Annotated in this window: 13 protein-coding genes; 3 read left to right on the forward strand and 10 right to left on the reverse strand. The window is 36.0% G+C overall.

Annotated features, from left to right (window positions below; genetic code table 11):
* Positions 1 to 29 precede the first annotated feature (29 nt).
* Together B9N53_RS06635 and B9N53_RS06640 are read left to right on the forward strand one after the other, a co-directional pair.
* A complete protein-coding gene (locus B9N53_RS06635; RefSeq protein ID WP_094204234.1) occupies positions 30 to 629 on the forward strand; it encodes a hypothetical protein in 600 nt (199 codons plus the stop codon).
* A gap of 574 nt (positions 630 to 1,203) precedes the next feature.
* Positions 1,204 to 1,551: a type II toxin-antitoxin system PemK/MazF family toxin gene (locus B9N53_RS06640; protein ID WP_094204252.1), complete on the forward strand. Its 348-nt coding sequence runs from the start codon at positions 1,204 to 1,206 to the stop codon at positions 1,549 to 1,551.
* A gap of 653 nt (positions 1,552 to 2,204) precedes the next feature.
* Here the strand turns inward: B9N53_RS06640 and fic are convergent.
* The 3 genes from fic to B9N53_RS06655 form a co-directional block, all read right to left on the reverse strand.
* Positions 2,205 to 2,780, reverse strand: coding sequence for a protein adenylyltransferase Fic (fic, locus tag B9N53_RS06645; RefSeq protein ID WP_094204235.1), 576 nt, complete (start codon positions 2,778 to 2,780; stop codon positions 2,205 to 2,207).
* A gap of 454 nt (positions 2,781 to 3,234) precedes the next feature.
* Positions 3,235 to 3,969 (reverse strand): carbon-nitrogen hydrolase family protein, encoded by a 735-nt coding sequence (locus tag B9N53_RS06650; RefSeq protein WP_094204236.1) that lies wholly within the window; start codon positions 3,967 to 3,969, stop codon positions 3,235 to 3,237.
* On the reverse strand, positions 3,969 to 4,472 hold the full coding sequence (locus B9N53_RS06655) for a GNAT family N-acetyltransferase (protein WP_094204237.1): 504 nt from the start codon (positions 4,470 to 4,472) through the stop codon (positions 3,969 to 3,971). Before B9N53_RS06655 ends, B9N53_RS06650 begins: the two co-directional genes overlap by 1 nt.
* Positions 4,473 to 4,624: 152 nt before the next feature.
* Here B9N53_RS06655 and trhA point away from each other — a divergent pair, with 152 nt between their 5' ends.
* The gene (gene trhA / locus B9N53_RS06660) at positions 4,625 to 5,266 is read left to right on the forward strand and encodes a PAQR family membrane homeostasis protein TrhA (RefSeq protein ID WP_094204238.1); all 642 of its coding nucleotides are present in this window, start codon (positions 4,625 to 4,627) and stop codon (positions 5,264 to 5,266) included.
* A gap of 96 nt (positions 5,267 to 5,362) precedes the next feature.
* On the opposite strand, the gene B9N53_RS06665 is transcribed toward trhA, so the two are convergent.
* The 7 genes from B9N53_RS06665 to B9N53_RS06695 form a co-directional block, all read right to left on the reverse strand.
* On the reverse strand, positions 5,363 to 6,550 hold the full coding sequence (locus B9N53_RS06665; protein ID WP_094204239.1) for a hypothetical protein: 1,188 nt from the start codon (positions 6,548 to 6,550) through the stop codon (positions 5,363 to 5,365).
* Between the two features lie 125 nt (positions 6,551 to 6,675).
* On the reverse strand, positions 6,676 to 7,527 hold the full coding sequence (locus tag B9N53_RS06670; RefSeq protein WP_094204240.1) for a class C sortase: 852 nt from the start codon (positions 7,525 to 7,527) through the stop codon (positions 6,676 to 6,678).
* A complete protein-coding gene (locus B9N53_RS06675) occupies positions 7,514 to 8,353 on the reverse strand; it encodes a class C sortase (RefSeq protein WP_094204241.1) in 840 nt (279 codons plus the stop codon). Before B9N53_RS06675 ends, B9N53_RS06670 begins: the two co-directional genes overlap by 14 nt.
* The gene (locus B9N53_RS06680) at positions 8,340 to 9,206 is read right to left on the reverse strand and encodes a class C sortase (protein ID WP_002840364.1); all 867 of its coding nucleotides are present in this window, start codon (positions 9,204 to 9,206) and stop codon (positions 8,340 to 8,342) included. The genes B9N53_RS06675 and B9N53_RS06680 overlap by 14 nt, the downstream gene beginning before the upstream one ends.
* Before the next feature lie 177 nt (positions 9,207 to 9,383).
* Positions 9,384 to 10,784, reverse strand: coding sequence for an MSCRAMM family protein (locus tag B9N53_RS06685; RefSeq protein WP_094204242.1), 1,401 nt, complete (start codon positions 10,782 to 10,784; stop codon positions 9,384 to 9,386).
* Positions 10,785 to 10,901: 117 nt separating this feature from the next.
* Complete coding sequence (locus B9N53_RS06690) at positions 10,902 to 13,070, reverse strand: pilin N-terminal domain-containing protein (protein WP_094204243.1); 2,169 nt, start codon at positions 13,068 to 13,070, stop codon at positions 10,902 to 10,904.
* Between the two features lie 161 nt (positions 13,071 to 13,231).
* Positions 13,232 to 13,963, reverse strand: a complete 732-nt coding sequence (locus B9N53_RS06695) for a hypothetical protein (protein ID WP_094204244.1) — start codon at positions 13,961 to 13,963, stop codon at positions 13,232 to 13,234.
* Between the last annotated feature and the right edge of the window lie 32 nt (positions 13,964 to 13,995).

A 13,995-nucleotide genomic window follows, 5' to 3' on the forward strand; every position in this document is an offset into this window, starting at 1 on the left:
TATATATAAGGAAATCGGAGGAGGATTTTATGAAAAACATTAAAAAATTTGGATTATTACTTGCATTAATCGCTTCAGTGTCATTATCAAGCTGCAGCAGCGAACAATCATTAACTAAACCTGATACAACAACATCAACAGCTGAAGACAGCAAAAAAGATACAGCAGCTGACACACAAGAAAACAAAAAAGAAGACACTGACAAAAAAGAAGAACAAAAAGAAGATAAAAAAGAAAACACAGACAAAAAAGAAGATACACAAAAAGACGACCAACAACTTACAGATGATGAAAAAGCTACAATAGATGAATTCGTCGAAAGATTAGAAAAATACGAAATAGGAACAGCAGGTGCATCACTTAAAATGGACAGACTATTCACAGAAATAGTTAATAGATGCGAATTCCTAGAAACAAAACCAGAACAATCACAACAATACTTCATCAAAAAAGTCTCAGAAGTAAAAGACACAGAAAACTTCAAAATGGCAGTCAAAGCATTGAAAAACACAATCGACTACTATAAAGAAGACAAACAAGCATACATCAAACAACTAGAAGATAGTGGAGCAGAATGGAATCCACAAATCAAATTAGAAACATTGGAAAATCTAGTAAACAAATTCTAAGAAAATGAGGAAAGAAGCTGACAAACAGCTTCTTTTTTTTGATTTTGTGGTATAATAAACTCACCAAAAGCCTTATAAGTTAAGGATACGGAAACCTATTTTTAGGTTATACCAAGGCGTACTACACAGTGTGCCTAATTTTTTTGTCAACAAAATTTCCAACACATCATAACTTAAAACAAAGCAGAAAACTACAATTGCCCGAATATCTAGCTTACGAAAATAAATAAATCCTAAGCTCATGACCCTAAAATCTCAAGTGCGAGCTCCGCTCTGGCACGAGTGAGATTTCTTAACGGTTCATTTCGCTTGGATTTATACTTATTTTCTCCAGATGATATTCTACAGCAATTGTAGAAATCTGCTTTTCTTCTCGTTTAGAGATATGTAAATTTTACCTTCTATATCCTTAAAATTACTTGTTAATTTTTAAAATTAATGGTATAATAAATTTACCAAAAGCCTTATTCGTTAAGGATACGGTTATAAAGGAGAAAAAGCCTTACTCGTTAAGGTTGACCGAAGGTGTGCCATTGTGGCGCACCTAATTTTTTGCAAAGGCACAGAAATAAAGATGGATATAGAAAAATTTGGAGTGTACTTAATTGACTTTTCTCATAGTAGAGGTGGGGAATTGTCAGGAAAACATTACGCTATAGCGGTCACTGTATTTAATAAGGATCACAAAACATTTGTAGTTGTACCAATTACTAGTAAAAAATCTGGAAAAAAATACAGAGGTGGTTTCACAATTGATTGTAAAAAATATCAAAATAATCCAAGTAAAGAAAAAGCATTCGCAATGGTTAATAAAATAAGAGAAGTTTCTATGCATAGAGTATATGGAGACATCGTTTATAAACTAGATGATGAAGATATTGAAAAGCTAAAAAATTCTATGACAAAAATATTCGATTTATAGATAAACAACTTAAGACTTATTTTAAAATAGCTGATGGAACATCATAATTAAAACAAATCTATTAGATTTATTATGATGATAAGCATCTGCTATTTTTTTTGAAATAAACCTATACTATTTAGTCAGAAAACCTAACGCAGGAAGCGAGTTTTCGCGAAGAATATCATTCGGAAGAAATTTTGCTGATTTCAAATCGAAGGGCTCCAGCTAAAATTTGACCGCTTGAGTGCGGAGCACGAGCTTCAAATTTTAGGAGACCAAGATTTAGAAATCACAAATTTCTGTAGACCAGATATTCGAGCAAAACCGCTCCTACACAACATTACCTACACTTTTCAATGCACCTCACGAATTTTTACACCATGTAATGCGAAAACCATCAGTTTATCCGTAAATTCCTTTAGAATAAAAGGCTTTAACTAAGCGAGTCATCTGGAGAAAATTGTGAAAACTCAATCGCAGAAATTCGGCCAAAATTTGACCGCGTAAGCGAATCGTGCTTCAAATTTTAGGATTTCGAGATTAGAGTTTTCCAGTTTTTGGAAGCCAGAGGAGCGAAGTTAAACCTTTTATTCTGGTTTGAAACCAAGTATTTCCTGCAACCAAAACCCTGTCCCTGTCTACCATCAAACGAACACTCACACCTTAATCCCTTACTCCTCTATATCCTCAATATCATATCGATCCAAATCCTCATACACATATGACTGTTGAATACCACGCAAATAAACACCCCTGTCATCAACCTTGTCCGTCAAAGCATTCTTCAACAAGTGCTTAATCTCCAAAGAATTCACAGGCGACCTCTCCATAGCACTCAAATAATCAGCCCTATCCACCATCGCCCAGTCAACACACACATTCAAATTCTTCTTCAACATCAAGTCCAGCCAAATCCTAGTCGCGCGACCATTACCTTCCCTGAAAGGATGCGCCACATTCATCTCCACATACTTCTCAACAATCTCATCAAAAGACCCCTCAGGCATCCTCTCAATAATCGCCAAATTGCTCTCTAAATACAACAAATTTGCAAACCTGAAATTCCCCTTTGACAAATTCACATCACGAGTCTTCCCTGCAAACTCAAAAATATCTTGAAACAAAAACCCGTGAATCTCCTGCAAACCCTTGTAAGTACCAACCTCAAAGTTATTAATCAAACCCTCGTCCCAAAGCTCAATAGCCCTCTTCTTAGACAAAAGTTCCTCATCAATAAAACGACCCATCAAACACCATCCCTTCTTATAATTATTTTATGTAAATTTTTGCTTATTATCAAAACATCTCAATTTTAATACGGTTAAAATTTTATTATTGTAAATTACCTTTTATCCACAAATTCCTTTAGAATAAAAGGCTTTAACTAAGCGAGTCATCTGGAAAAAATTGTGAAAACTCAATCGCAGAAATCCGGCTAAAATTTGACCGCGTAAGCGAAGCGTGCTTCAAATTTTAGGATTTCGAGATTAGAGTTTTCCAGTTTTTGGAAGCCAGACGAGTGAAGTTAAACCTTTTATTCTGGTTTGAAACAACGTAAATCTTTCAACAAAAACCCTGTTTCTGTCTATCTCTACACGAATTCTCAACGTATCTCTAGCAACAAAACCCTGTCCCTGTCTACCTCCACACGAACTCTCTACTCTAACTCTAACAACATCCCATCTAAAAAACTCTAATACCTCACCTTACAAACTCATACCTCAACACACCCGCTTCTCCTGGCTCCAATTCCTCAACAACCTTCCCTTGGTAAAACACACACGCTCCACCCTTCGCCCTGTCATCCTCATTCACAAACGAATTCACAAATAAAACCGGCATCGGCACAAGCTGAGATTGTTTCTTGTAGTCCTCAAACTCATTCTTAAACCAGTCCTTCACCGAAAAATCGACAAACACAGGCCACAACAAAATATCAGAGTCAATCATAGAAATATAAGTATACAAATTCTCATCCCAGAAATCACCGCAAATCAACGTAGAAAAACTCACTCCATCCATCTTGTACAAATACAACTTATCGCCTTCCCTGTAATCGCTGCAAGCAGAAGGCTCCTTCCAACCAGGACTCATTCTCCTGTAATTGTTCAAAATCTCGCCACGTTTCGTCACAGTCATCTGCGAAGAATAAAATGCACCATGATCATTCTCAATATATCCGAACGAAATCGCAACTTCATTCTCCCTCGCAATCCTACGAACCTCCGCAATCTCGTTCGAATTTTGCGTCACAGGAACACCGACATCATCCTTGTACACAAAACTCAAACACTCAAACCCTTGCAGAAAACTCTCCCCAAACACGCACATATCAGCTCCGTTTGCTGCCTCATCTCTTGCGTATTTCTCAATCTGCTTCAAATTAAATTCCTTATCATTCAAACGCTGCTCCACAGCACACAAACTAATCTTCATTACTCAAAAAACTCCCTTGCATAACTCAACTCACCACGAGTCTTGAAACCATCCTCGCATCTCGCCATGAAATAATCATCCTCAACATAAAATGGACACAAAATCCCGTAGTCCCTCGCCCTCGTGAAACCAAACCTCGTGAACACACTAGGCTCACCCATCACGCAGATAAATTTCACCCCAAGGCTCATAACATCATCGACAGCATTTCCCACAAGCAAATCCACATTATCATCACTCAAATGCTCATCGTCAATGTAGAAAATCGACAACAACAACCCATCGAACTTCCTCACATGACACCTCGTGAACATCACAAGCCCACAAATCGCATCGCCATCTTCCAACACAAACGTACAATCCTCACAGAAACTCTCCGATTTCACAATGTCTGTGAATAATTTCGCATCGCTCTTCTCAGAAAAACTGTACTTCATATTAGAATCTCTCAACAAATCACAACATCTGTCGTAATCATTCGCATTATATAATCTATATCTCATAAATCCCTCTTTTTCATCATTCGTTACATCAATTATATCCTAATTCACACACATTTACCATTTCTATCATCACATCACCCACCAACCACACACTCATAAAATAACCACATTTAAGTAATAAAATTTAATTAATACGAAACAAGGAGGAATTAATGCAACAAACTAAAAAAAGATACACAATAGGCGAAGAAATCTTCAACTCCGTAACACATGGAGTGGGAGTTCTAATAGCAATAGCGTTCATGGTACTATTAATCATAAAATCTCAAGGCAACCCTCCACTCATAATTGCAAACATAATCTACGGAGTAAGCCTAATGCTGATGTTCCTATTCTCCACACTATATCACGCCATCACCAACACCAAAGCAAAAAAAGTCCTCAGATATTTTGACCACTCTGCAATATTCATCTGCATAGCTGGAACATTCACACCAATAATAGTTAGAGTGTTACAAGGCGCACAAAGAGTAGGATTTCTCGTAGCCGTTTGGCTTATAGCGCTAGTAGGAATAATCCTCAAAATCACAATATTCAAGAAAAATCTCCAAGAAAAATACAAAAAGCAATCACTCATACTTTACGTAGTAATGGGATGGATGTCCGTTCTACTTATGAAAAAAGTCATCCAAATCTCTGGAATGCCTTCCTTCATACTCATATTGTCGGGAGGAATACTCTATTCCATCGGAGTCTACTTCTACGCTAAAAAACGCAAATACTTCCATTCAATATGGCACATATTCATAATACTAGCATCAGTAGCACAGTTTTTCGGAATATATTTCGGATAAAAAATTAATAGATATAAATTAAAAACGACTAACTCGTAAGAGAAAGTCGTTTTTTGTATTATGCACAGTAAAATCAAATATTTAATAAATCAATAATTATTTTAGTGTTTCTCTTGCAAATTCATCAAACTCTTCATCAGATAACATTGTATCGTTTTTAAATAATCGTTTACCAATATATCCTCTCATCATATTAGAACTCTTCTTATCAATTGTTAAGAAAAAATCTTCATGTAATTCGTCAATCAATTTTAAGGAATCACCTTTTGTATAACTTAAATCATCGTGTAATACATTAATTAGTGACGGTAACCACGCCGTGTTAAATCTTCTAAATACAAACATAGGTCTTGTAGTATTAATGTCTTCATTAATATCTTTTAAATATTTCACTATTCTCCATATTATTATCCTTGCACTTAGCATACTTACATCTGAATTCAAATCTACGATTGAATCAGCAAAGCTAGGGTTATTTATATCTAATTTTTTAGAAAAACCTGGAAGTTTGCTTCTAAAAGGAAAAGCTTCTAAATTTACTATTTTCTTCGACATTTTTTCTAGTTTGTTCCATTCAGCATCTGATAAGTTTTTCATCAATGGTTGAATAGACTTTTCATTATCCATGTAAGAAATAATAATCTGTGCAAAATACCTGCTTAAATAATATCCATAATACTTTTTTGGCGTTTTTTTATCTTTTTTAATTTTTTTATGAAGAGAATCCAATTCTTTATGTAGTATGCTACTTTCTGCCTCTTTATTCATAATATAATTCTCTATTTCTTTTTTAGTTTTTAAAATATCTCCGTTTTTATCTAAGATTTCTAGTGACTGATCGTCAGATTCTAATTTCCTTGCTTCCTCATAAAAACTAGTTATACCTTTGTTTTTTCTGCCGTTATATTGAATATTCGGATTCACTAAGCACAAAAACAACGTACCATTTTCAATATCTCCTCTAACATGACTCGGAATTCCATAATCAATACTTGCTGCCTTACCATTCTTATCCTTTAATTCATTATATAACTTATCATCTATCTTTAGCCATGAAAACTCCTTATCATCATTCTTCAAAGCTTCAAAGAAATCATCTAATAATTCATCAATGTCTTTTCCTTTACGTTGAGTATTCTCTTCCTCTGGATTCTTTTCTCTCCATGGATTATATTTTTCAGGAAATTTATCAATTTTATCTACGTTTTCTATTTTTTCTTTATATTTATTTACCAACTCTTCCAATGCTTTTGACTCTTTCAATGCTACCGACTTCTTAGTCATAACTACACCTCCACAAAACATTCCGTCATAATCTTTACAACTTATATATACCCAATTTTAAAAGATAATCATGCATTCCAATATTTCGCCCACACAAAAAACTGCGAGCTCACACCCGCAGTCTCCTAATCTTTGTGTCTTCTAATATCCAACACAAACTTTCTAATATTCACAATCAACACAATCCACGCTAAGATTGTACACGCCAACAAAACATAATCCACAGTCTTTGATGACGAATCGTTCTTCACGTTCAATTGTGCCTCATTTTTCTTATTCGTAGCACCAGCCGTAGTTTTACCAGAATTCTCATCAACTCTCACGCAGTTAATCAAAATCCTTCTAGTAAACGGAGGATACATAGGATCACACGACAATATAGTCAGCATATCCTTGCCTTCCACAGGCTTCAACCTATCCCAATCCGACGGACTGATGTACTCTCTTCCGACAACCTTGTACGTCAACGTCTTACCATGATGATGCACATACACCACATCATTCGAATACAATTGACCCACCTTCAGCAACATAATATCGCCGTACCAACCCCTGTGGCCCGCAAGCACACTACGCCTGCCCTTACCACCCACAGGAATCGAAGTACCGTCAAGTTGACCGACACCCTTCGCCAAATGATTGTAACTAGCTCCCAAATAAATCGGCTTCTTGAAATTAATCTTAGGAATCTCCAAATACCCGAAAATCCCATTCTCATCAATCACCTTGCTACTCTCAAGCTCAATATCCTCCGAATTAAAAGGATCCACAAGACCCGTATCATCCACATTCACATTCGAATTGTATTTGTCGATTCGTTCGGAAAGCTCAGTCGACATCTCACCTTGTGTCCTCAAAAAATCATCCATCTTTTTATCTTGCGTGACAATCTTATACGACAAATTGCTCAAACAAAAAGTCAATATCCCAATCCCCACAAACAAAATCACATAACCAAACTTCCTACTTGATCTCATTATTCTTCTTCCTTCTTCTTTGTCTAATATAGTACCACAACAAAATCGCGATAATAATCAGTGAAATAATCAAATAAATCTTGTACTTACCAGTCACTTGACTCACCAAATCCTTCTCCACAGCAGCAGGATTGTATTCAGTACGCTCAGCACGCACCAACAACCTGTGCGAATTAATCATATACGGAGTGCAAGTCAACAACGTACAGTAATCCTTGTCCTCCACAACCAAAACCTTGTCGAAATCGCTAGGCTCCACAACAAAAACGTCAATAACCTTGTATGCCAACACCTCTTTGATATTGTGAATGTAGAACACATCGCCCTTCTTCATCTTGTTCAAATCAGTAAACAACTTCGCCGTAGGAAGACCCCTGTGAGCAGTCAACACAGTGTGAGTACCCTTGCCACCAACAGGAAGGGACGTCCCCTCCAAGTGACCAACACCCTTTTGCAAAACCTCCTCACTAGTACCAGCGTAAATCGGCAAATCCTGATTAATCTTCGGAATCTCAACGTGGCCTATCTTCTCCTTCACCTCAAGCATTCTCGCATACTCGCTAATCGCATTCTTCTTTTCCTTCTCAGAATAAGGATCCGCAAGCTTACTAGGATCCAAAGTCTTGTTGTAAATCTGAGCGAGTCTAATCCTCCTGTCAATCTCCTTCTTGTCAATCTTCTTAGCCGTAGTATCAAAATCGTGCACCGCACTGTTAGCCTCAATCCTGTAATACAACCTTGAAATCAGAGGATACATCGCTACAGCAAAACCCACCAAGAAAATCAACACATATTTCAAATTTTCCTTTAACTTAGACTTCTTCATGCTTATCCTCTACATCAAGTTCCTTCAACCTTTTCTTAGCCTTACGTTGACGATAAATCAAATACAACAAAATAGCGATAATAACCAAAGAAACATAGAACAAATACCTGTAAATATAACTTGCCTTATTATCAGCAATCAGAGCCTCATCCACAGCCGGAACATAAGGAACCCTGTGACCTCTAACCAAAAGCCTGTGCGAATTAATCATAATAGGAGTACAAGTAAGTAACGTACAATAATCATGACCCTTCACAATCAGCAAATCATTAAAATTAGACGGCTCCACAATCTTAATCTGATCCACCTGATAAGCCAATGTCCCGAAAATATTGTGAACGTAGAACTTATCGCCAATCTTCATCATCTTCAAATCCGTAAACAACTTCGCCGTAGGAAGCCCACTGTGCGCAGTCAATACCGCGTGAGTATTATTCCCACCAATAGGAAGAGAAGTCCCCTCCAAGTGACCAATCCCAATCTGCAACACATCCTCGCTCGTACCAGCATACATCGGCAAATCCTGATTAATCTTCGGAATCTCCACGTGACCAATCTTCTCCTTCACCTCAAGCATTCTCGCATAAGCCTTCCTGCCCTCTTCTTGGTTCTTCTTGTCATAAGGATCCTTGCTCACAACATTGTTCAACGAATCATTGTAGCCCTTCGCCAAAGCCAACCTCTTATCCAATTCCTCCTTCGACAAACCCTTCACAGCCTTGTCGAACTCCTTCACTTGATTTGTGGAATCCACCCTATAATACAACCTAGAAATCACAGGATACATCATCACACCAAATCCCAACAAAAATATTAAAATAAACACAAAATTATGCTTAATCTTCTTCCACATTACAATAACCTTTCTCAAACACCGATTTCCAAGTCAATTATACCCTAAAAAAATAAAATCGAAAAACATTTGAGCCCTCAAACATAAACAAAACCCTCACGCCAATAACCCAACTCACAATCGTAGATCACCTAGCATGAGGGCATGCTACATTCATATTCCAAATAATTTTTCGAATTACTTAATATTCTTTCCTATTAACTTATCGTCCTTCGCAATTATCCACTTACCTATGAAGAACATAATCGCACCGCCAATCATACTCATGAAGAACCTAATATCCCCAGTCTTTGGAATCTTACCACCGCGTGTAATATCTCCACCTGGAGTTCTTCTTCTAGTAATAGTGTCACTCTTATTAGTGATGAAAGCAATGGAAATAGTCTTGTCATCGGCTTGTTTTTTGATTTCAAATTCCACAGGCTCACTCAACAAAATGAAACCTTGTGGAGCCTTTATCTCAACCAAATAATACTTACCATAATCCATATCCTCAACAGCAAACTTACCATTGTCAGCACTTGTTACAATATAATCCTTGCCGTCCTTCTTCACAGGCTCAAACTTTCCATCCTTGTTCTTAGTCATAACCTTGAACATCGCACCACCCAAAGGCTTCTTCGCTTCATCAGTCTTCATAAAATCGTGTCTACCCTTGTCCTTGTCAGGAGTCTTGCTGTTCACAACCCTAAGTTCCACCGACTTGTCAGTAATAGTAAACCTAGTGTCCACATTCTTAATCAAATAACCTGCTGGTGCTTCCACCTCTCTGAAAATATAATCTCCTCTTTTAATATCGTTGATTATAATCTCACCAGATTCATTTGAAATATATAAGCCCTCATCACTTGATTTGTCGTCTTCCTTAGACTTATCATCCTTGGATTCCTTATCCTCAGTTTTTTCTTCCTTGGATTTTTCTTCCCTTTTTTCAGACTTGGAATTTTCGTCCTTAGACTCATCTGCGTTTTCTTCAGATTGGACCTTAGATCTGTCGTCATCTTTTGGAGATAGTTCAAGCTTGTCATCTTTTTTCAAAGTATCCTTGTTCTTCAACTCAACGTATTCGCTGCCACGTCTTACCAAAAGTTTAAACTTAGCACCCTTCAAAGGATTGCCGCTTTCGTCCACCTTCACAAGTCTCACATTAGTAGAAGATTCCTTCGCGTGAATAGTCACATTCTTGCTGTCACCCTCCACATCATCTGGAAGGTTAACCAATACCGAAGCTATCTCCTTGTTACGTTTGATGCCCGAAGTGTCACGCACATAATACGCACCCTTTTCCAAATTCTTAAACACAGCCTCATTATTGGAAAACTCTACATCAGCTTTTGTCTTGTATGTAGAATTCAGATTATCCACAGACAACTTATTCAAATCTCCAAGCACAGTAGCCTTTTCGGAATCGGGAATCTGTTTATCGGATACCTTCCACAAGCTCATCTTCCCCGTAACATCACCGTGTTTCTTATCCACAGTAACAGTTATCGAATAATCACCCGCAGCAAATGAAGTGCTAGTCACCACCATCGCCACCATTATCATAACCATTAAAATTTTTCTTAAAATCTTCATATTATTACCTTCCATATATATTTATATCCATTATCTTATCCTTCTAAAAGTGCAAATACCTCACATATTTGCACTTTTAGAAGAAGGAAAATTGCTTTTCCTCTCTTCTTTTAGTTATTATCTAGCTTCTGCTGCTTGTCTTTTTTTGATAGCGATAATAGCTGATGCCATTATTGCAAGACCAATTGCAGTGAATATAATAGTACCAATACCACCTGTTTGTGGGATTGTTAAGTTCTTATTTTCAACTCTTAATGCATCTTTTGCTTCTGCAGTTTCAGGGTTATAGTTAATATCTCCTGTTGTATAAGTGTTTTTATCAACAGAGAATTTAATATCACTTGTTAATTTTGCAAATCCTTCAGGTGCTTTAGTTTCTTCAAGATAGTAATCTCCTTTTGCAAGTCCTGTAATTTCGAATCTACCTTGACCATCAGAAACAAGAGTTATTGCTTTAGCTTTATCTCCCCATTCATAAACATTTCCTGCTGCTTTTACTGCATCGTTATAAGCTTTTTGAGCAGCTGTTACTTTTGCTCTTTCTTCATCTGTTTGTTGTGTTTTTTCTAATTTATTATATGTTTCTACTGCTGTATCTAATGCTATTTTTGCATCTGTAACAGCTTTTTGTTCTTTTGCTATTTGATCACCTGTTTTAGCAACTAAATATTTAGCGCCTTCACCAGTACCATTTTTAACAACGAATTCAGCTCCAGCTAATCTGTTCTTTTCAGCTGTGTCATCAGTCTTAACAAATTTCTTACCATAAGTTTCTACTTGTGGTGGAGTTGGAGTTATTGTATCAGGGTTAACTTTATTTGTTACTGCGTTTCCAGCTTTGTATTCTGGATCATATCCGTTTGCAAATTCTTCGATTTTATAAGTTTTATTGTTGTCTAATCCTTTAAATGTTACATTGTAGCCATCATTTGTTACAGTAACATCCTTTGGAAGACTGCTTGATTCAATTTTACCTTTATTTAAAGTTACGGAAGCTATTGGACTATTACCTTCAAATAGGATATAAGTTACTAGTACATTTTCTGGTGTAGTTCCATCAGCCCAAGTTTTTGTTACAGTTAATTCTCCATTAGTTGGGTTAACTGGTTCTTGGTCATTTTTGTGTGTTGGTTCACCTGGAGTAAATGTAATGTTGTTTGATTCTGGTAAATCAACTACAGCGTCATTTGTTAATGTAGCAGTGTATTTTAATGTAAATTCTACATCACCTTTAGCTAAAGCTTCATTAATAGCTTTAATTGTTGCTTCATCTTTAATTACTACATCAAATCCATAATCAGAATCTGTAATTGTACTTGGAGCAGTAATTGATACAGTTGTTTCTTCTGTTGCATCTTTAACCTTATAAGTTATTTTAAGATCCTTATTATATTTAAGACCTGTAGTCATAATATCTGACCATGATAATATTGTATATTTTTGTCCAGCTTTTAGTGAAGTTTTTACTTCATAAGGAACTTTTGAACCAACTCTTGCATCGATTGTTTCTTTCTTTTCTAGATATTTTTGATAATCTGGATGCATTGTATGGTTTTTAGTTAATTTACTTGATTCTGTTCCTTCTACTGGTTCACCAAAGTATTTGTCCATTTCTGGTTTTTCAGAAGTGTTCTTTGGATATACATGAACATTTTTCATATATTGAGTTCCTGCTTCAATTTCTCCTACTTTTACTTGGTTAAGAAGTGGAAGAGTGATAGCAAATGGAACTGCAAGTGAACTTGTTACTGATGAAGGTCTTTCAGATTCAACTACCCAGTAATTTCCTTTTTCTAATTGTTCTGAAACAGATCCATCTTCTCCAGTTGCTTCTGTTTGTTTAACTAAAGTAGCTTTTCCACCATCAACATATTCTTTCATAGCGTCTGTTGTTTTTGGATTAGCAGCTTGGATAGCTTTGAAGTCTTCATCTTTTTCAATCTTATAGATTGTAAATTTAACTCCTTTAAGAGGTTTAACGTTTGTTCCTAATTTCCCTAATTGGTCTTTACTTAATGTACCACCATTATGATCAACAGGAACACCTTCATTATAACTATCAGCAACTAATTTATGGATAGTTAATGTTGTCTTGTCTGGTTCTGTAGGTTGAAGATCTTCAGCTTTGATATCACCTACAACATCTTCTTTTTTTACCGGGTCAGCACTTGTCAACAATGGGGTGAATACGCCAACCATCATCGCTAATGCTATGATTAGTGATAAAAATCTTTTTTCATAATATAACTCCTTTATATTTATTTTATAACCATTTGCTTTTCGCAAATTATTACCTTAACCTTGCCCCTCTGGGCACTTCTTCTCTTAGGCTTCTACCTGCCAACCCTTCCGGTTTCATCAGCATCGCCTACTTCTCCAGACCTTTCAGTCCGCTTTCTATAATCAAGCCCTTTTTCTTAGAACTTAGATTAGCTTGTTAACTTTTCTTAACGTCTTTTTCTCTCATGCATAGCCTTTGGACTATATTTGTTCTTCGTAGCCTTGTATGTTCTCACTTCTCTTACTTCCGTAAGTTTAAGTCCATCGTAGATGTCCTTGTCATTTTCAGTGAAACGCTTAACTTCAGTACTCATTTTATCAACAATATCATCACTTTGATAGTCATTAACATTGCTATTCATTTCAGTATATTTCATACTAGCACTACCATTCTTATCCATGTCTTCCTTGATAGTTTCAAGTGTGTATATCACGTTATTGATTACCTTAAGTTTGTTTGCTTCTGAATGGCTGCCAGTGATAATCCTATAATATACATAGTCTGCAAGTACAAGTAGTGTTAAGGCTGCAATTAGATTTTTAATAATTGTACCAGTATTATCAAAGTTAATGATACTAACTAATATTGCTATAATTGCAATTACCAACATAACAAACTGATTAAAGTCGTTTTCTTTTCTTACATTTATATCTACATCATCTCTGTAGCTCTTAAAAACATTAATGTCATTTATCAAGTTATCATAAAAGTTATCATAATCAATTTGGTTTTTTTCCCTAAAATAGTATTCATCCACATAATTGATTATCTCGACTTTTTTTAATGTTGTAAAAGTTCTACGAGTCGTTGATAATAAGTAAGATAATTCGTATTCAATTTCTTTATTATTTAGTCTTACTAACTTTAATTTTTCTCTTATCTTACCATCATATCTCATAAGACCACCTCATAGACGTTTAAAAGATTTGT

The sequence above is a fragment of the Finegoldia magna genome, assembly GCF_002243175.1.
Lineage (GTDB): Bacteria > Bacillota > Clostridia > Tissierellales > Peptoniphilaceae > Finegoldia > Finegoldia magna_J.

Coding starts and splice junctions, on each gene's coding strand:
- B9N53_RS06635 (WP_094204234.1), top strand. CDS start 30: ATGAAAAACATTAAAAAATTTGGATTATTACTTGCATTAATCGCTTCA.
- B9N53_RS06640 (WP_094204252.1), top strand. CDS start 1,204: ATGGATATAGAAAAATTTGGAGTGTACTTAATTGACTTTTCTCATAGT.
- fic (WP_094204235.1), bottom strand. CDS start 2,780: ATGGGTCGTTTTATTGATGAGGAACTTTTGTCTAAGAAGAGGGCTATT.
- B9N53_RS06650 (WP_094204236.1), bottom strand. CDS start 3,969: ATGAAGATTAGTTTGTGTGCTGTGGAGCAGCGTTTGAATGATAAGGAA.
- B9N53_RS06655 (WP_094204237.1), bottom strand. CDS start 4,472: ATGAGATATAGATTATATAATGCGAATGATTACGACAGATGTTGTGAT.
- trhA (WP_094204238.1), top strand. CDS start 4,625: ATGCAACAAACTAAAAAAAGATACACAATAGGCGAAGAAATCTTCAAC.
- B9N53_RS06665 (WP_094204239.1), bottom strand. CDS start 6,550: ATGACTAAGAAGTCGGTAGCATTGAAAGAGTCAAAAGCATTGGAAGAG.
- B9N53_RS06670 (WP_094204240.1), bottom strand. CDS start 7,527: ATGAGATCAAGTAGGAAGTTTGGTTATGTGATTTTGTTTGTGGGGATT.
- B9N53_RS06675 (WP_094204241.1), bottom strand. CDS start 8,353: ATGAAGAAGTCTAAGTTAAAGGAAAATTTGAAATATGTGTTGATTTTC.
- B9N53_RS06680 (WP_002840364.1), bottom strand. CDS start 9,206: ATGTGGAAGAAGATTAAGCATAATTTTGTGTTTATTTTAATATTTTTG.
- B9N53_RS06685 (WP_094204242.1), bottom strand. CDS start 10,784: ATGAAGATTTTAAGAAAAATTTTAATGGTTATGATAATGGTGGCGATG.
- B9N53_RS06695 (WP_094204244.1), bottom strand. CDS start 13,963: ATGAGATATGATGGTAAGATAAGAGAAAAATTAAAGTTAGTAAGACTA.